Origin of the sequence: Aminobacter sp. Y103A, assembly GCF_030294925.1 — a bacterium.
GTDB classification, from domain to species: Bacteria; Pseudomonadota; Alphaproteobacteria; order Rhizobiales; family Rhizobiaceae; genus Aminobacter; species Aminobacter ciceronei.
In genome coordinates, this window is sequence record NZ_AP017988.1 from 82,287 (window position 1) to 99,863 (window position 17,577).

13 protein-coding genes and 3 pseudogenes are annotated in these 17,577 nt (G+C 59.3%); 4 read left to right on the forward strand and 12 right to left on the reverse strand.

What is annotated here, in order from left to right:
• Positions 1-13: 13 nt before the first annotated feature.
• The 3 genes and pseudogenes from Amn_RS30310 to Amn_RS30320 form a co-directional block, all read right to left on the reverse strand.
• A pseudogene (locus tag Amn_RS30310) lies at positions 14-487 on the reverse strand (IS6 family transposase); the annotation flags it as partial.
• A gap of 67 nt (positions 488-554) precedes the next feature.
• Positions 555-773 (reverse strand): annotated as a pseudogene (locus Amn_RS30315) (group II intron reverse transcriptase/maturase); the annotation flags it as partial.
• Between the two features lies 1 nt (position 774).
• The gene (locus Amn_RS30320) at positions 775-1,347 is read right to left on the reverse strand and encodes a hypothetical protein (RefSeq protein ID WP_286299491.1); all 573 of its coding nucleotides are present in this window, start codon (positions 1,345-1,347) and stop codon (positions 775-777) included.
• Positions 1,348-1,442: 95 nt separating this feature from the next.
• Here Amn_RS30320 and Amn_RS30325 point away from each other — a divergent pair, with 95 nt between their 5' ends.
• A complete protein-coding gene (locus tag Amn_RS30325) occupies positions 1,443-2,285 on the forward strand; it encodes a LysR family transcriptional regulator (RefSeq protein WP_286299492.1) in 843 nt (280 codons plus the stop codon).
• 42 nt (positions 2,286-2,327) lie between these two features.
• Here Amn_RS30325 and Amn_RS30330 read toward each other — a convergent pair whose 3' ends face one another.
• From Amn_RS30330 to Amn_RS30340, 3 genes are all read right to left on the reverse strand, one after another.
• A complete protein-coding gene (locus Amn_RS30330) occupies positions 2,328-3,959 on the reverse strand; it encodes a BCCT family transporter (protein WP_286299495.1) in 1,632 nt (543 codons plus the stop codon).
• 152 nt (positions 3,960-4,111) lie between these two features.
• Complete coding sequence (locus Amn_RS30335) at positions 4,112-4,924, reverse strand: enoyl-CoA hydratase-related protein (protein ID WP_286299496.1); 813 nt, start codon at positions 4,922-4,924, stop codon at positions 4,112-4,114.
• Positions 4,925-4,934: 10 nt separating this feature from the next.
• Entirely contained in the window at positions 4,935-6,617 is a 1,683-nt protein-coding gene (locus Amn_RS30340; RefSeq protein ID WP_286299497.1) for an acetate--CoA ligase, read from the reverse strand.
• 665 nt (positions 6,618-7,282) lie between these two features.
• Here Amn_RS30340 and Amn_RS30345 point away from each other — a divergent pair.
• Positions 7,283-7,852, forward strand: coding sequence for a DUF2062 domain-containing protein (locus Amn_RS30345; RefSeq protein WP_286299499.1), 570 nt, complete (start codon positions 7,283-7,285; stop codon positions 7,850-7,852).
• A 76-nt stretch (positions 7,853-7,928) separates the two neighbouring features.
• Here the strand turns inward: Amn_RS30345 and Amn_RS30350 are convergent, their stop codons facing one another.
• From Amn_RS30350 to Amn_RS30375, 6 genes and pseudogenes are all read right to left on the reverse strand, one after another.
• Positions 7,929-9,167, reverse strand: a complete 1,239-nt coding sequence (locus Amn_RS30350) for an MFS transporter (protein ID WP_286299500.1) — start codon at positions 9,165-9,167, stop codon at positions 7,929-7,931.
• Between the two features lie 214 nt (positions 9,168-9,381).
• On the reverse strand, positions 9,382-9,558 hold the full coding sequence (locus tag Amn_RS30355; protein ID WP_286299628.1) for a DUF982 domain-containing protein: 177 nt from the start codon (positions 9,556-9,558) through the stop codon (positions 9,382-9,384).
• Positions 9,532-10,203: pseudogene (locus Amn_RS30360) on the reverse strand (chloride channel protein); the annotation flags it as partial. The pseudogene Amn_RS30360 and the gene Amn_RS30355, both read right to left, overlap by 27 nt.
• Before the next feature lie 606 nt (positions 10,204-10,809).
• Positions 10,810-12,111, reverse strand: a complete 1,302-nt coding sequence (locus Amn_RS30365) for a TRAP transporter large permease (protein WP_286299502.1) — start codon at positions 12,109-12,111, stop codon at positions 10,810-10,812.
• Positions 12,108-12,590: a TRAP transporter small permease gene (locus tag Amn_RS30370; RefSeq protein WP_286299504.1), complete on the reverse strand. Its 483-nt coding sequence runs from the start codon at positions 12,588-12,590 to the stop codon at positions 12,108-12,110. The genes Amn_RS30365 and Amn_RS30370 overlap by 4 nt, the downstream gene beginning before the upstream one ends.
• 47 nt (positions 12,591-12,637) lie before the next feature.
• Positions 12,638-13,636, reverse strand: coding sequence for a TRAP transporter substrate-binding protein (locus Amn_RS30375; RefSeq protein ID WP_286299506.1), 999 nt, complete (start codon positions 13,634-13,636; stop codon positions 12,638-12,640).
• A 139-nt stretch (positions 13,637-13,775) separates the two neighbouring features.
• On the opposite strand from Amn_RS30375, the gene Amn_RS30380 reads away from it, so the two are divergent.
• Both Amn_RS30380 and Amn_RS30385 read left to right on the forward strand, forming a co-directional pair.
• The gene (locus Amn_RS30380) at positions 13,776-14,231 is read left to right on the forward strand and encodes a MarR family winged helix-turn-helix transcriptional regulator (protein WP_286299508.1); all 456 of its coding nucleotides are present in this window, start codon (positions 13,776-13,778) and stop codon (positions 14,229-14,231) included.
• 33 nt (positions 14,232-14,264) lie between these two features.
• Complete coding sequence (locus tag Amn_RS30385; protein ID WP_286299509.1) at positions 14,265-17,489, forward strand: 2Fe-2S iron-sulfur cluster-binding protein; 3,225 nt, start codon at positions 14,265-14,267, stop codon at positions 17,487-17,489.
• Positions 17,490-17,577 lie beyond the last annotated feature (88 nt).

Genomic DNA, 17,577 nt, shown 5'->3' on the forward strand with positions numbered 1-17,577 from the left:
CCGCTAACGGATTTCAGGCGGCGATGGCCTCGAACTGGTCCTGGAGTGTAGGGGCTGGGTTGAAGGCGAAGCGGCCTTGGCGCTTTCGCATCATGTGAACCATCTCGATGCCGGCCAATGTGATGGCGGCCGAAGAGAACGATTTGAAACCCAACATCGGCCGCCCCCTCCGCTCGATGCGCCGGTGATCCTGCTCGATCCGGTTGTTCAAATATTGGCTCTTGCGGATACGGTTCGGCTTCAATGCTCGTCGCGACCGATCCTGCAAACGGTTCTCGGCATCGCAGGAAAGGATCGCCTCCCGGTTGGTCTGGCTGCCGTCGATGACAATGCGATCCGGTCGGCCATGGCGCTGCAAGGCCCTGCGCAGAAAACGCCTCGCCGCCGGCAGATCACGGTGTTCGCTGAACCAGAATTCGACGGTATCACCGACGCTGTCGATGGCTCGATAGAGATACATCCATTGGCCCCGGACTTTGAGTGGAGTGAGAAGCGCAGAAGCGCTTCTCCTCCCCGAACCGTACGTGCACCTTTCAGCGCATACGGCTCTCCATTCAACCTTGGCCCATGGCCATGGCAACATCGTGATATCGCGACGTGATGGTGTTGCGGATTTCGCTCCGGAAGATGTATGGATTGATCTCCGGATTTCGCCATCGGAACTGCGCCTTGGGACTCGATACCATTCGGCGCAGTGCCTTGCCGACACGGTTCCCACGTTCACTCTCTCCATAGACAAGCCAGGTCTTCGCCTTGCCTGCCTCCGGCGCTCGATCACAGTACACGACTCTGCGCCTTCACGGTGTTGAGAGAGGTCTTTTTGGAGCGTTTTGCAGCCATGCGAAGATGGCTTGCTGCGGGTCGTTGAGGATCCATCGCCTGAGGGCGTCGAGGCCGGTTCGGAACCACGACTTTTCGCGTCGGCCATGTGGTTTGCGGGCGATGGCCTTCATGGCCATCTTGCGTGTGGCACATCGATAGGCCGTAGTCCACCCACACGGCCCGGTAATGTTCGAAGGTGAGGCCGAACAGCGGGCGAGCCAGAAAACCTCCCCCGGGGATGCTTGAGACAATGCTCTCGAGGCCACGAACGAGTAGCGGAAGTAGCCAAAAGGCGGCGACTGCCAAGAGCAGACAGAGCACTGCCTTGGCGACCTGTTTGCCCAGGCGATTGCGGCCGATCGGCGCGTAAGTGAAGGCGAGATAATCAACCCAGGCCGGGATGCATGAAGCAGCGGACAACAAAGACCGTATCAACATGCAAGCTTGGCGCGACATGCATCGAACGATCAGTGCGTGTATGATGTGCCGAAGCAGGACTATCAGCACCTCTACAACCACGGTCACCGCCGCATCGGTTCGGTACTGATGTACTTGTTACGCGCAGGCTGCTCACGACTTTTCTCTAACCACTTTGCGGACTCATGCACATACAACGAATAGTGACCTTCCTTGAAGTCGCCGAAACAGGTTCGATCATTAAGGCTGCGAACCATCTGAACCTGACACAATCGGCGGTCAGCATGCGCATCAAACAACTTGAGGATGAGATTAACCAAGAGCTTTTCATCCGGTCGCATTCGGGCATGCGATTGTCCGCAGCCGGTCTGCGGTTTCGTCCCTACGCGCTGCGCATGGCGCAAGCTTGGAGACAGGGGCGGCAGGAGGCCGCGCTTGACGATGCGTTTGAAGGAGCCGTCAGCATCGCCATCCAAGCAACGGCATGGGAGCGTTACAGCTATCCGTGGATATCATGGATGCGATCCAACGCGCCTCACTACATCCTGCGCATCGAGGCTGATTGGTCCCAAGGGATGACGCGCAGTTTATCCGACGGCTTCTTTGATGTCATTGTCACGTCGGTTCCCAATGTTGTCCCAGGAATGTGCATAGAGAAGTTTGCCGACGAGCCCCTGGTTCTTCTCTCGACTATACGGGGACTGTCACTGTTCGAGAGCCGCAAGAACTATATCCACGTGGATTGGGGACCACATTTCAATCAGCAATTCAGCATGGCTTCAGGCGAATCTTTCGCGCCAGCGCTGACGGTAGGTCTGGGAGAACTGGCTCTACAAGTCATAATGCGCGACGGAGGAGCAGCCTATCTGTCGAGAAAAGCCGTGCGTGGCCTCATCCGCGAGGGCATGCTGCACGCCGTTGTAGATGCGCCGGAGTTTAATATTCCGCTTTATCTGATGTACCCGGAGAACCACTATGACCCGGGCATGCTTGCTATAGCGTTACGCGGGCTTAAAGAGGTCTCCTCTAATGTCGACGCGAGTTGATCCCCGCCCGGCAATGCCAGACGGGGACTGGTTGGAATGGAGTCAATGCGCTGGGATTGGTTGCAGGCTCGACAACGGCTGAGCCTCGCTCGCCGGAGCCTCAGCCACTTCCCCCGAAGGCTGAAGCACGAAGTGTCTCGTACAGACGGCGATGCCGTAGTCGGCTTTTAGCATTCGCATCAGTGACACCACCAGCAACGCCATCAAGAACACCAACGGCGTGGCCAACACAATGCTGGACGACTGCACGGCTTTTAGTCCTCCCATCATAAGCATCGCGATGGCTGTGATACCGAGAATGACCGCCCAGGTGATGCGGTTGAGACGGGATGGTTCCTCATCTGCGTCGAGACGCCTGGAACTCATAGACGCCAGTACATAGGCTGAGGAATCCATCGTCGTCGCCGTGAACACCATGAATAGGATCAAGAAGAGGAACATGAATATTTTCCCCAGCGGCTGAGCCTGCACCGCAGCCAGGATCGTCGCGGGCATGCCATTGGCGGCCAGGATCGATGACAAATCCAGCGCACCAGTCGTCTGCGCGAAGATGCTGTAGCCGCCCCATACCGCAAAGAAGACCCAAGAACCGACGCTGCCGTATACCATGGCGTATAAGATCAGTTCGCGAATGGTGCGTCCCTTCGAGATGCGTGCCGTGAACAAGCCGACCATCGGCGCATAAGCAAGCCACCAGGCCCAGTAGAAGATCGTCCACGCCTGCGGATATCCGCTCTTGTCGATCGGGTCGGTCCACAGGGCCATGCGGAAGAAGTTTGTCGCCAAGAGACCGAGGCTGTCAGTTGTGAGGTCGAGGATGAAGAGGGTCGGCCCAGTTAGGAAAACGAATGCCAGGAGCGCGAGCGCAAGTAGCACATTGATCCGGCTCAGAACCTGAATACCCTTGGAAAGACCCTGGTATACGCTCCAGGTGAATATCGCCGTCCATAGAGCAAGCACGAAAACTTGAAGCCCGAAGGTATTCGGCACGCCGAACGTTCCGGAAAACAGAGTGGACAGCACCGGAACCGAAAGACCCAACGTCGTCGCCGTTCCGCCGATGATGCCCAAGATGACTAGAACGTCGATGATCTTGCCGACCGGCCCGTACGCCTTGTCGCCTAGGACGCCGACGAAGGCCTCGCTCAACCGGAACAGATTGGCCCTTTTTACAAACACCATGTAGGCAATTGGAATAGCTGGCAGGAGATAAATGCCATAGGCGATGATCCCCCAGTGGAAAAACGAGTACATGAGGGCATATTCCGCTGCCTGATTGCTGCCTGCCTTGAAGCCGAGAGCTGGGCCCTGCATGAAATAGATCGGTTCGGCAAAGGCGTAGTTCATGATCGATGACCCCATGCCTGCGCAGAACATCATCGCGAGCCAGTTGAACTTGCTGAAGTCGGGCTTGTCTTGGGGGCGACCGAGACGGATCCGTCCATAAGGACCCAGAGCCAGCCACAAGAGAAACAAGAAGACCGCGAGCGCGCCAATCAAATAGAGCCAGCCCAGCCCTCTGGTAATGGCCGCAATCAGGTCGCCTGCGAGTGCCTCGGCAGCTCCGGGATTCATGCCTATCGGAATAGCCAAACCTAAGATAAATAGGATGGCCGGTATGAATATGTAGTAGTCGATGTTCGCCCGTGTAAGAGCCGATTTCGTCGTACTCAAATTGCATTCCTCCCTCTATTGCTACACGCGCCCGCAACTGGGCCCCTTTTGGGCGACGTGCTTCGCCAATCGGATCGCAAGGACACGAGCCGATTGCTAACCGCGCCAAAACTTGGTCATAAGAGCGCGAGGCTAAGCAATTAAGCGGCTCGCTAACGCCCCTGCCATTGGGGCGTGCGCTTTTCCACGAAAGCGCGCGCTCCTTCCCTCGCATCCTGTGACATCATCACCGATGAAAATACATCGGCAAGAGGCCGATCACCCCCGTGTGGGCGCGCGAATTCTGTAAGCTCTTCGACCGTCGCAGCAGCGCGCTTCAAGGCGGCAATTGACAGTGGGCCCGATGCAATAATGCGCTCCGCAATCTGGCGAGCAGCTGAACGCAGACAGTCTCCGGCCACGACAGTGTTTACCAGCCCGTAGGCCTGGAGTTCAGCCGCGCTCATTTCTCGCGCTGTGTAGAGCATTTCCAAGCCGACGTTGAACGGCACCTTCTTCAGGAGCCGCTCCACGCTGGCGAGATAAGGAACGTTCCCGATCTTTGCCTCCGTCAGCATGAAGCGGGCGTTCTCGCTTGCCACGACAAGATCACAGGCAAGCACGAGTTCAAATCCACCGCCGACGCACAGACCATTGACGGACGCGATCACCGGCTTCGACAAATCCTTGAAATGGGTGAGGCCTGCGAAGCCGTTGGGCCCATAGTCGACCTCGTTCTGCTCTGCGTCCATCTCCTTAAGGTCAGCGCCCGTGCAGAAGAAACGGCCTTCCGCGGTGAATATGGCTGCCCGGTAGCGTGGATCGACGTTGAAGTCGGCGAGAACGTGGGTTAGCGCCCGGCTAGTCGTCGAATCGATCGCGTTTGCCTTGGGTCGATCCAGGACAATTTCGAGAACCTCGCCGTGCTTTTCGATCTTAAAGCCTGTCATCGTCCCCACACTCCCCAGGGTCGGTGTCTCGATCATGCCCGTCAGTTCATTTTTCCGCGCCTAAAAGCGCCATGCGCACTTCCCGGCGCCGGATTTTGCCAGTCGTGGTCACTGGGATGTCGTCGACAAAGATCATCCGCTTCGGATAGCTATGCACAGCAAGATCGCGTTTCACCCGCCGCTTCAGCTCGTCGATGAGTTGATCGGTTCCTTCGATGCCATCCTTCAGCACGAGGGCGGCTACCACCGCCTCGCCACAACTGGGATCGGGCAGCCCGACAACTGCAGCTTCCTTTACGGACGGATGGGTCATCAATGTCGCCTCGACCTCCTCTGGCCCCACCCGTAGCCCGTTGACGAGGATCAGATCGTCCAAGCGCCCATAATAGAAGAGATAGCCCTGGTCATTGATCCGGCCTTCGTCTCCGGTACGAAACCAGCCCCCAACCAGCTTCTTGACCGATTGCTCAGGGCGGTTCCAATAGCCCAGCATGTTGCCCGGCGAGTCAAACCAGACTGCGATTTCCCCCCTCTCGCCGACCGGGAGGATCTCGCCGGCCGGATCGAGTATGACCACCTTTTTGCCGGGTGCGATGCGGCCGACTGAACCGGCGGGCGTCTGATACAGCGTCTCGCAGCCGACCGACATCTGGTTGGCCTCGGTAAGGCCAAATTCGTCGTTGACTGGAACACCGAAGGTCTGCTGTGACCACTTGAACACCTCCGGCGGCATGGCCTCGCCCCCGGTCATGATCCCGCGGATGCAAAACCTCGCATCCGCTGGGGACGGCTCCTTGCTCATCTTTCGCAGTACTGCCGTAGCGAGAAACGGGCACGTCACTTTGTGCTCTTCCATGACCCTGTAGGCGCGTTCCGGTGTGAAACGGCCGGGCGTGGAAATCACTGTCTTGCCGGAATAGAGGCCCGGAAACACTAGATCGCCCAAGGACCCGAGCCACGACCAGTCCGACGCTGTCCAGAATACGTCATCATCCTGTGGCGCCATTTCGAAGCCAAGCTGAAAGCAAGGCAGGTGTCCGATGACAAGGCGGTGACCATGCAGCACCCCTTTCGGGCTGCCTGTCGAACCCGAGGTGTAGAAGATCATTGCCGGGTCATCCGACTCTGTATCCGCCATAGGGAATGCCCCGCAATTTCCGGCGATCAGATTATCGAAATCAATTTCGCTACTCTTGGCGCCGTCGTGGATCACGACGAGACGCGGGCTGGACTTGTCCAGGGCATGCAGCTTGTCCGCACCTGAACGGTCGGTGACGATGAGGCTCGCCTCGCAGTCGTAAATGCGGAATGCCAACGCTTCACCGGCGTAGAGACCGGCGATCGGAACTGAAATTGCGCCCACTTTGAAGCAGGCGATGTGAACAAACACAGCCTCCACATTCTGGCCAAGTGAAACGACCACACGGTCACCGCGCTTGACGCCGAGTTCGGTGAAGGAATGCGCAAGATTGTCGGTGATGCGCTTCAAGTCAGAATAGGTATATCGCTTGACAGCCCCATCGGCGTCTTCGATCAGGGCTATCGCATCCGGGTTGGACGTCGCGTGGCGGTCGCAAATGTCGAAGCCGATGTTCAGCTTCCTAGGAACATCCCAAGCAAAATTGGCGATCAATTCATCATAGGTGGAAACAGTCGTAGGTATCAAAATCTTGGCCTCCCAGGCTGACGTGCCACCTGCAAGAGGCTTCTTCCGCCAGTCGTGGCGCAATGAAGACCCGAAATTCCAAGAGGGGAAAAGCCAGTAATTTCGATGTTGGGGTTCAACGTTTTCGATACCCTTCGACCGACACACCAGCCGCTGCTAATGCCCGACCGTCACGCTCTTCCATCAGCGAAGGCGCTTTCAAGTTGCCGATCCAGTGCGAGCGGCAGCTGAGTGTTGATTATGGGATGGTCCGCCCTTCCGAGGACATCGAGGATGGTGATCCGTCATTGAAGGAAGAGGAGCCGATCCATGACGATTTCAGTTGTTGGCATTGACATAAGTAAGAACAGTTGCGCGTTGTCTGCGTCGATGACAAATGTGCGGTGGTGGTCCACCGAACGATGCGGCTGCAGATGCCGACCTGCATGATCGCCATGGAGGCGTGTTGCGGCGCATCATCGGCGCGGATTTTTCCGTCGGCGACAGCGCTTGGGGTGACGGATCGCGAGTGCGACCGCACCGAGGACTGCCAGTCGCCGATGAGAGGCTGTGCTCGAGGGCTTCTTGACAGGCCGTCTCGACTGAGTCCAAGGCGCGCCGCTTGCGGTAGCTCTGGAACGGGAACCCGCATTTGCTTGCAGCGAAATGAGCCCACGAGATATGTTCGACTGAAACAGTGCGTGAGGCACTGGGAACCCGCCAGGTTTGCTTTTGTCGCGGAGGGAAACATGCTTTTAAAGCGACGAAGCCGAGCTCGTGTTTGGGAAGGGATCCGGGGCTTCTTCTGGCCACGTAAGTCGTTTTTACGTTCCGCGCGCTATCTGACAAAGCGAGTCTTGCGTCTGACCGCCGCACCGCACGCGGTCGCTGCGGGCGTGGCTGCAGGCGTATTCGCATCGTTTCTTCCCTTTTTGGGGTTTCACTTTTTGATAGCGGCCTGTGTCGCATACCCTTTCAGAGGTAACATTGTCGCTTCAGCGCTTGGTACAGCCGTTGGCAATCCGATTACCTTCCCATTCATCTGGGCGGCTACATTGGGGCTGGGACGGCTGATCCTCTACGGTCAAACACCTGCGAACCTCGCTCCTCTGCGCCTTGGGCAGGCCTTGTCTCAGCTCGATGTCGCGCAGCTATGGGCGCCGCTGCTTAAGCCCATGACTGTTGGTGGCGTTCCGCTTGGCGCTTTCTTTGCAATCGTGTTCTATTTTTTGACCAAAGCCGCTTTGGTGGCGTTTCGTGAACGTAAGCGGATCCGTTTGGCAGCCAAGCCGCACAAGCCTTCCAGAAGTTTGGGATGATTTGGAAAGGTTTGACTGAAGGCGATCGGAATGCTGCCGTACACTGGCTCGAGGAAGGGAACCCCAGGGCTGGCACCTACAGGTCGTCCGAACGACCATCGAGCACCGCAGTTTCCGGCGTTTGCACGGTGCTGGCGGGAAGGACCTTGAAGTCGGTTCGCTTGTCATTTTCGACCGCCGGCACGCGACTGGACCGCCACAACGCATGGAGCCCATAGATGGCATACAGAAGGGCCATCGCCATGAAAAAGCCTGACGGCCCCGATGCATCCATTAGCCGACCGCCGACCTGCGGTCCAATCATCGTGCCGATGCCGTAAGCAATCAGCAGCCCTCCGGATACCTGAAGGAACTCGCCTGGGCCGGCCTTGTCACTCGCATGCGCAACATTCAGCGCATAAATCGTAAAAAGAACTGAACCTAAGGCAAAGACGCCGCCAATGATTGCTGCAGGCTGCTCGGGTTTGATTGCGATCATTGCAACCGAGACTGCAACCCCGATAAACCCTGCAAGCGCCATCACGTAGCGGCGGTCAATCCGATCAGACAGCCTGCCGAACGGGACCTGAAAGATCGTCCCGCCGACCATCGCCGCAGTCATCATGCCCGCGATACCTGTAGAAGAAAGACCAACGCTTTGCCCGTAAAGCGGTCCGAAATAGGTCCAGTTCCCAAAAATGATGCCTGCAACGAACGAGCCGACAAGGGCCGCGGGAGTCTTGAAATAAAGTGCCTTGAGATCAAGCGCGGCTCGGGCGAGGGGCTGAGGTGATGGGGCTGTGGTAAATGCGATTGGCAGCATCGCCATGCTGTAAAGAACGGCCGCCACCATGAACAGGGTAGACGTCCCGACCTCGCCCAGCGGAAGGATGAACTGACCTGCGCCAACGCCTGCCATTGAAGAGATCATGTAACCTGCGAAAATCGCGCCGCGGTTCTCGTTGTCCACGCGCTCGTTCAGCCAGCTCTCGATGATCATGTAGGCGCCCGAGAGTGCAAACCCTCCGATCGCGCGAAAGGCGCACCAGGCCAATGGATCTGGGATCATGGCATGTAGCAATAGCGACGTGCCGAGCAGCGCCTGGAACGCAGCAAAAACCCTGATGTGGCCGACGCGTCTCACGAGCGCAGGAGTTGCGACGCAGCCTGCTGTGAACGCGAGTGCATAAAAGGTGCCGATCCAGGCTATTTCGGTGCGATTCCACCCTTCGGCGGCCCCTCGCAACGGTATGAGCATTCCCTGCAGTCCGACAGCCAACATCATTATGAACGTGCTGAGCAGCAGAATGCTGACCGATCGCAAGCTGCTTGTCATGGTAGGCGTGCCCGTGAGTGTCTGCACCCATGGTTATCACTCCACTCACGCCCTGGCCTTTCGCGAATGCGTCAGCTATCGACGCTTTCAAGGCGGCGTCCGCAAAAGTGATTGATCCGAAGGCGCCCGCCCGTCTTGCACATCACTATGCCAACAGTTCTCAGTTTCTCCTGCACTTCCCGGTATTTCATCCCCACCTCGCTTTTCGAACCAGCTAGTAGATACGTCGGCCCACTTCTTTTGCGGCCGCGACGAACGCCTTGCGGGCATCCTTTGTGCGCCGCAGTCCATCAAGTGCATCTCGGCACGTGCGGAGCGCCGAACGATAGCGCGGACCGGTTTTGGCGGGTTTTCGCAAGGTGCAATTGCCGAGGAGGCCGAGCGAAGCCAAGCCGGCAAGGATGACTGCGGCCAAAATGACACCGTTCGTCCGCGCCTGATAACTGCGCCCCATTTCCTCGATGGCAAAAACGATCCCTGCCAGTGGCGTGTTGAACGCTGCGGCGATACCGGCAGCGGAGCCTGCGAGAATGAGGCCGCGTGCCTGTGCCATTCCGCCCCAACGCGCAACTTGCAGCATCATTGATGCACCGACTTGAACCGTTGGGCCTTCGCGGCCGATAGAGGCTCCGACGAAAAGTCCGACAACAGTCAGAGCGACCTTGCCGACAACCAGGCGCAAGGACAAAAGTCGAGATCGTTCCTGGTCGTCGCGCAGATGCCGAGCGGCGATGGCCTGAGGGATGCCGCTCCCTTGTGATCCGGGGAAGAAGACTTGGGCGATATAGGCGTAAAAGACAAAGCCCAACGGTGTGATGAGCAGCGGCAACCAAGAACTTCCATCGGCGGATGTGAATTGCTGGAACAGGTATTGCGCCTGATCGGCCATCTTGGCGAAAAGAACGCCAATCAGGCCAATTGCGATTGCACCTACCCAAAAAACGATGCGCGGGCGCCACAACCGTGGTGAAACCCACATGGCGCGCGAGCGTCGAAGCATCGGTACCCTGCGGGGGGGTCTTGCGAAACTGGCCATTGATGAATTTCTAGGCGAATTGTTTCGCTGACGGAAGCTTGAGGTGCATCTCGCTCATCAACAACGACATGCATGGCGTGCATTCGTCTCACGCGCGCATCCTCGGCTGCGAGCAAATTCTGAAACGCGGCCGAGCTGAAGGTGTCCTCCGCAGCGGACTGCATCCGGCGCAGTTCTACATTTCGACCGCAAGCGCCGAGCGGTTTACGCTCTCGGCGATATTCGCCCTGGCCAAGACGCACGACTTTCTCGACATGCGCCCGAGTATACGTTTTCGAGGGCATTATCAGCTATCCGCGCGCCGGCGCTCACGCGATTTTCCAAGAGATTTCCGATGAAGATCAATAGCATCCCAGCTACCTTGCTAAGGTTGCGTCATTCCAACCCATCTGCTGGAGCTCAATGAGGCGCGCGCCGAAGCGCTATCATCTCGGCGCTGGTGTAGGCGGAATGGCGGCTGCGGTCCGCGCCACGTAGTTCAACATCCGTTATCATGGTGTGTTGAAGGCGGTGGCGCTAGCTGCAGAAGAAACAGCCAGGCACGCTTCGGCACCTGGGTGTTCGGCAGGTAAAGCGCAACCGCCTCGCTCCACATTCAGATATCCCCTAAAACATGGCGTTCGGCAGCAGCAGCGCGATCTGGGGAAACGCCACCAAGATTGCCAGGCACACCATCATCGCGACCCAGAACGGAATCACGCCGGCAAAGACGGTCTGCAGCTTGACGTCGTCCGCGACTGTTTTCACCACAAAGCAATTGACCCCCACCGGCGGGCTGATGAGCCCCATCTCAAGAACGACGACCATGATGACACCAAACCAGATCGGGTCGAACCCGAGCGCCATGATGACCGGAAATACGATCGGCAAGGTTATCACCAGAAGCGACAGTCCCTCGATGAACATGCCGAGGATCGCATAAGCGATCAGCAGCAGGATCATCGTTCCATACGGCCCAAGGCCGAGGCCGGCAAACATTGCCGCGGCATCGCGTGGCAATTCAGAGAGCGCAATGAATGGCGAGAACGCGCTGGCTCCGATCAGGATGAGGAAGCACATGCCTGACGTTTGCAGCGTCTCCATGACGACACTGTTCAGATTTGCCAGGCTCGCCTGTTTTCGCACGACAAGCATCCCAAGGGCGAATGCCGCGCCAACGCCGGCCGCCTCGACGGGGGTAAAGAACCCGGCATAGATGCCGCCGATGGTCAGCACGATGATCGTCAGTATGCCGAGCGCTCGGCGAGAGGCATCAAGCCGTTCGCGACCGCTCGAAAGTGGGCCGGCGGGGCCTTCTTCAGGCCGGAAATGAACGATCAGGGTGATGGCGAGCAGGAACAGGGCCGCCAGCAACAGGCCTGGCAATATGCCTGCCATGAACAGTCGCCCGATCGATTGCTCGGTCAGGATGGCATACATGACAAAGCCGGTGGACGGCGGGATAAGGATGCCAAGGGTCCCGCCGGCGGCGATCACGCCGGTCGACAGCCTTGCTCCGTAGCCGAACCTTCGCATCTCGGGGTAGGCGACGCGGCCCATAGTCACCGCTGATGCGATCGACGATCCCGACAGTGCCGCAAAGCCGGCGCAACCAACGACAGTTGCGCTGGCAAGCCCACCCTTGCGATGTCCGAACCAGGAATAGGCAGCGGTGTAGAGATCTCGGCTGAGACCGCTGGCGGATGCGAGATTGCCCATCAGGATAAAAAGCGGCAGGACCGAAAGATCGTACATCGACGCGATCTCGAAGGCCTGGCCGGAGACTGTGTAGGCGGCAGCATTCAGCGACGACAGGCTGACAATGCCCAGGAATCCGACGAGCAGCATGGCGATGCCAACGGGCATGCCTATTCCCATAAGTACGAAAAGTCCTGCGAACCCTAGCAGGCCAATCACAGGTGCGCTCATCGGGCAGGCCCTTTCTGGAGCATCGGAAGCAGGAAGATGAGCGCCGCCATGGCAAGCCCGACGGCCAGCGCGACGTAGAAAGGTGCGTGGGAGATGCGCAAAAGCATCGTCGTTTCGCCGAAACCAGATGCCTCCATGGCATTCAGCAGACAGCGCCAGGCGAGATAAAGCATCATGGCGGCGCCGATGACGCGCAGCAGCCGGTCAACCATCCGTCCCAATGCGGATGGCATCATGTCGGCCAGGATGTCGATCCTGATCGCCTGGCCCGACAGAATGCACAGCGGAATTGAAACCGATACCGCGCTCACCAGCAGCACCTGCGTGATGTCGTTGGCCCCGAATACGGGCGCGTTGAGAAGGCTGCGGCCCAGCGCGTCCCCTACCGACAGGGCCATCATCGCAAACAGCGCGCAGCCACCGACCAGGCCCAGTACAAGCCGCAAGGCACGATTTATCCCAGCCACCGCGCCGGACACCGGCGCGGCTTCATGTCCAGATTCATGTTTCATGGCGATGGCTGGCTTCAGCGACCAGAGACGGCGGACAAGATCGCCTGGGCGTCAAAACCTCCCTTGGAGGAAGCGTCAGCTGCCAATGCGTCGAGGACGGGCTTGCTCTTTTCGCGCAGGTCTGCGGTAGATTTGTCATCGAGCGTGATGAACTCGAGGCCGGCCTTGCGGGCAAGGCTCAGGCCCTCTTCGCCGGCCTTGGCGAATGCGCTGGCCGCAGCCATGGACAGTTCGCGTCCGCTCGCTTTTTCGAGAGCCGCTTGTTCTGCGGGCGACAGCGCAGCCCAGCTGTCCTTGTTCATTGCCAGATAGAAGGTCGCAAGCGGGCTTGGCAGGTTGGTGACGAGGTACTTGCCGACCTCATGCAGCTTGTAGGATCCAATGCCGGACGGCCCGATCCAGACCGCGTCCACCACACCGGTGCTCATTGCATTGTAAGCTTCGGTGGTCGGCGTCGAAACCGGAATGGCACCCCAGGCTTCGGCCATCTCGGCGGCGGCCGGGTCGGGCACGCGGATCTTCATTCCTGCAAGATCAGCGATGCCGCGCACCGGCTTTTCACGCGTGATCAAGATGGCCGGGCTGTTGGTCCAGAATGCGAGCATCTTGACCTGGGCGAAGTCTGGTTCGAACAGGCCATAATGGGTCCACAGGGCGGTGGTGCCTACATCAGGGGTGTCAAACAGCCCAGGCAGGTTCATCAGCGTCGTGCGGGGAAACTGCTCGGGCGTGTATTCGGGGATGCCGAAGACAATGTCGGCCACGCCTGTGACCACGCGCTTGTATTGCTGCACCGGCCCGCTGCCGAGTTCGCCTGACGGGTAGATCTTGATGGTCGACGTTCCATTGGTTGCAGCATTGAAGGCCTCGACCATCGGCGTGATGGCACCCCGATCCATCGGGTGCTGTGGCGGAACGAAGGATGCAAGCTTCAGTTCGCGCGCCTCGGCAAAGGTTGCAGCACATATCATCGCCGCGGCCATGACGGCCACGGACAGCTTTCCAGAAAACATTACTCTCTCCCATTGCGCCGCGTTTTGCGGCGGTTGCCCCAATTTTGCGGGCCCTCGGACCGCGTCCGGCCGTTTGCCTCCCAAGCCATTCGCGGCTAACAGTTACACATGAGCATAGATAATTGACAATGACAACTATATGACTGAAGATCACAGCTATCAGCTCCGTGACGGGCTTGGCTTCCGCATGTCGCGCACCGCGCGGCTGATGGAACGGCACTATGAATTGCTGCTGGCCGAGGTCGGCCTGTCACGTTCGATGTGGTGCGTTCTGGTGATGGTGGGGCTCTACGGCGTCGCCACCCCGTCGGCGATGGCTGAGTTTCTCAGCGTCGACCGAACGGCCATTTCACGCGTGTTGAGGGAGATGGAGAAACAAGGGCTGGTCGTGCGCACGCGACAAGACGGCGACCGGCGCGGCCGTGACATAGGACTGACCGACCTGGGACAGGGAAAGCTGGAGGCCTTCTTGCCCAAAGCGATGCTTACGACGGAGCACTTCAAAAACAAGCTAACGGCAGACGAATTCGAGCAGATCAAGATTCTGCTGGACAAGATGATGGACGGTGAAGAGGGTGCGCTGCCGGCCCTCTGATCTCTCCTGAGAGAACAAGGTCAGCAACGCCAGATGCGCTTTTTCAGCTACAAGAACCGGCCGTTTCACCTCGGCCCCTATCCACTCGAAAGGCTGAAGCGCAGCAATACCCAGCCAAGTTTCGACGACATTCCCGCCATGGCTGCGATTGCGCCGACGATGGCTGGAACGGAGTCGCTTGCCGATCCACTGCGGTTGTTCACCGGAATGCTCGATGTCATCCGCAACGGTCCGGTGGCAGCGAAGCGCTCGATAATCCCCGATTCACCGGAGGAGCGCGCCCGCCATATGAAAGCGGCGGGCATGTTTTTCGATGCAACGATGGCAGGCATCTGCCGCCTGCCGGCGCAGGCCTTGCTCGACCGGCCGCTTCGAAACCCCGTGATCGACGATCTTGCCAACCGGGCCGAGAACATCGAAACGAAGACGTTCGCGTCCGGCATCGATGCCATCATGGCCGATGTGAGGGACTCGGCCAGAGCCAAGCTCGGCAGCGTTGCCGATCACAGCTACGCCATCGTCTACCTCGTCGAGCATCCTCGCGAGCCCTCGCCCGATGAAGCCGGTGGCGGCTGGATCTCCGGCACGACGGACCAGCGTTCCGCCTTGCGGGTGGCGGAGGTAGCGGTCGTGCTGGCCAACTATCTGCGTATTCTTGGTCATCCGGCGCGTGCCCACACGATGACCAGCACGGACGTGCATCTGGGCAAGCTGGCCCTTGCGGCTGGGTTGGTCGAGAAACGCAACGGCACGGGCGGCCTGGAACTGGTCAATCCCTATGTAGGCACGCGCTACAGCCTGGCTGCCGTGACGACCACCTGCGAAATGGAGATCGACCGGCCATTGGCGGCGCGGGGCCTCGCCGACAAGTGGCGCTCGCATGGCCCCGCCTGGTGGGTCGGCAAGGGCTTTTACAAGAGTGCTCTGAACAAGACACCCTATGCCCGGCGCGACTTTGCCAAGGGCGCCCAGCCATTCGAGAAGCTGAAGACCGTCGAGCAGCCGACGACCTTCATCGACGAGCCGCGCGTCCCCAGGGTCCCCAAGCGCGCCGACATGTTCGCCCGTGCCTTGTTCGGCGACATGGGCAAGGGCATGCAGGCTGCGGCGAAGGGCGGACATTATGTCTTGAAGAGCCCCATCGGGTACTGCGCGCGGCGGGCGCTCGGAGCGTTCATGCTGCTGCAGAACGGCCAGAAGGCGCCGCAGGTGGCGCCCAGCGCAAAGGACCCGCAGAAGAACGCGAATGACGTCAAGGCTGCGCTGTATTTCCTCGGTTGCGATGCCGTCGGCATCTCGCGCTGCCCGGACTATGCCTACTACTCGCACGACGCCGCTGGCCATCCGATCACGCCCTACCACGGCAACGCCATTTCGACGATCATCGACCAGGGCCACGAGACAATGGAGGGCTCCAGCGGCGATGACTGGATCGCCGTTGCTCAATCCATGCGCGCCTATCTTCGGTCGCAGATCCTGGGCGGCGTCGTGGCGGAGCAGATCCGCCGGCTGGGCTATTCCGCACGCGTGCACTCGGTGGTCGACGGCGAGGTGCTGCAGCCGCCGCTGTTGTTGCTGTCAGGCCTCGGCGAGGTCAGCCGAATCGGCGACGTGATCCTCAATCCGCTGCTGGGTCCACGGCTGAAATCGGGTGTCGTGACCACCGACATGCCGCTTGTCCATGACAAACCGATCGACTTTGGCCTCCAGGCCTTCTGCAATGCGTGCAACAAATGCGCCCGCGAATGTCCCTCGGGTGCGATACCTGCCGGCCCGAAGAAGATGTTCAACGGCTACGAGATCTGGAAATCGGACGCCGAGAAATGCACGCGCTATCGCGTCACCAACGCGGGCGGGGCAATGTGCGGCAGATGCATGAAAACCTGCCCGTGGAATCTGGAGGGTCTTTTCGTCGAGGCGCCATTCCGCTGGGCGGCGATGAACATGCCGCGCGCAGCCCGGTTCCTTGCCTGGCTGGACGACAGGTTGGGCAATGGCAGTGTCAATCCGGTCAAGAAGTGGTGGTGGGATGTGGAGCTCAGCGCAGACGGCTCATATCTGCCGGCCAGCCAGATCAATTCCCGCAACATCAACCCTGGCTTGATCATAAATCCGGAGCATCAGACGCTGGCCGCCTACACTGCCGACCTGACGCCGCCGCCCTATCCGTTCCCGCTTCCCCTGGACCGCGAAAAGGGGATTGCTGCTTATCGCAACATGCTCGAGCCAGCCGAATACAAGGCGCGCCTTGCCGACGGGCGGCTTGAAGGCCTAGTCGCTTTGCCGCCAGCGCCCACGGAACTTGCGCCGGTCATCCAGGTTCGGCTCGACAAGGTCGAGATGATGTCGAATGCGATTGCGCGCTACGAGTTTGTTTCGGTCGACGGCCTGCCCTTGCCGCCATTCGAAGCGGGCGCGCATATCGACGTGGTGGTGGCGCCCGAATATTTCCGCCAGTACAGCCTTGCCGGCGACCCCGCCGATCGAAGCCGCTATGTTGTCGGAGTATTGCGCGAAGACGAGGGGCGTGGCGGCTCGAAGTTGATGCACCGTATCTTCGACGTCGGCAGGAAGGTGTTCATCTCCCGTCCGATCAACCACTTCCCACTTCACGAAGGTGCCAACCGCAGCGTCCTGATCGGGGGCGGCATCGGCATTACACCGATGATCGCCATGGCGCATCGGCTGCATCGGATCGGCAAGCCGTTCGAGCTGCATTACAGCATGCGCAGTCGCGCCCTGGCTGGCTTCTTCGACACGCTGGAACAGGTGCCGTGGCGCGACAAGGTTCATCTGCATGTTTCGGCCGAGGGGCAGCGCGCCGACCTCGAGGCCATCGTCGGGCCTTACCAGGATGGAGCCCACCTCTATACCTGTGGCTCACCGGCATTCATGGACGCCGTTTTCAACGCCGCCTTGTCACAGGGCTGGTCGGACGATGCCATGCACAGGGAATACTTCACGCTTCCAGAGACGCCGGACTGGGTCAATCATGATTTCCGCCTGACGCTGGCCCGCAGCGGCAGGACGTTGTCGGTGCCCGCAGATCGGACGGCGACGGACATGCTGGCCGAAATCGGCATCCATGTGGACATGAAGTGCGCGGAAGGGATCTGCGGTGTCTGCGCTGTGTCCCTCATCGAAGGAGATGTCGAGCACCGGGATTTTGTTTTGTCCAACAAGGAGCGGGCCGACAGAATGTTGCTGTGTTGTTCGCGAGCAGCAGCCAAGAACGGTGAGTTGGTGGTTGACCTGTAGGCTCGATCCGTCGACCGGCAGCCGGACTGCCGCCTGCTGTCGAGTTTCTCGAAAATACGCGACAACACGAGGGGTAAACGACCTGGCG

Excerpts from the sequence above, each read along its gene's own strand:
- Amn_RS30345 (WP_286299499.1), top strand. The coding sequence starts at position 7,283 with ATGCTTTTAAAGCGACGAAGCCGAGCTCGTGTTTGGGAAGGGATCCGG.
- Amn_RS30335 (WP_286299496.1), bottom strand. The coding sequence starts at position 4,924 with ATGATCGAGACACCGACCCTGGGGAGTGTGGGGACGATGACAGGCTTT.
- Amn_RS30375 (WP_286299506.1), bottom strand. The coding sequence starts at position 13,636 with ATGTTTTCTGGAAAGCTGTCCGTGGCCGTCATGGCCGCGGCGATGATA.
- Amn_RS30350 (WP_286299500.1), bottom strand. The coding sequence starts at position 9,167 with ATGACAAGCAGCTTGCGATCGGTCAGCATTCTGCTGCTCAGCACGTTC.
- Amn_RS30365 (WP_286299502.1), bottom strand. The coding sequence starts at position 12,111 with ATGAGCGCACCTGTGATTGGCCTGCTAGGGTTCGCAGGACTTTTCGTA.
- Amn_RS30380 (WP_286299508.1), top strand. The coding sequence starts at position 13,776 with ATGACTGAAGATCACAGCTATCAGCTCCGTGACGGGCTTGGCTTCCGC.
- Amn_RS30385 (WP_286299509.1), top strand. The coding sequence starts at position 14,265 with ATGCGCTTTTTCAGCTACAAGAACCGGCCGTTTCACCTCGGCCCCTAT.